Annotated in this window: 1 pseudogene; it reads left to right on the top strand. The window is 75.1% G+C overall.

The features are described from left to right. Positions 1 to 401: pseudogene (locus J0695_RS41650) on the top strand (hypothetical protein); the annotation flags it as partial.

Here is a 401-nt window from a genome sequence, read left to right as displayed (position 1 = left end):
GTGTGGCTGGTCGCGGGCGGCGCCTTCGGGCCCGAGCACGTGGCGGAGGTGCCGGGGCGGTGCTCGGGCGGGGTCTGGCTGGACCGGGAGGGGCGGATGCTCGCCCTGGACCGGGAGTCCGATGGGGTGACGAAGGCGGTGGCGGTCGATCTGGAGCGGGGCGGGGAGGTCTCGCCGCTGCTGCAGATCGCGGAGGACAGCGAAGACCGCCTGCTGCTGGCCGATCCGGACAGCGGGCTGCTGCTCGTACGGTCGGACGCGCCCGGCGAGCACCGGCTGGGGTGGGGCGTACTGGGGTCGGCGCGGCCCGTGCGCTTCCCGGAGTGCCTGCGGGTGGAGGACGCGATGGTGTCGCCCTTCGCCGTACAGCCCGGTCAGGTGCTGATGCCGGAGAGCTGCGG

The sequence above is a fragment of the Streptomyces beijiangensis genome, from assembly GCF_017315755.1.
GTDB lineage: Bacteria > Actinomycetota > Actinomycetes > Streptomycetales > Streptomycetaceae > Streptomyces > Streptomyces beijiangensis.
The sequence above is the reverse complement of the archived record's forward strand: the minus strand, read 5'-3'. Positions and strand labels throughout refer to the sequence as shown.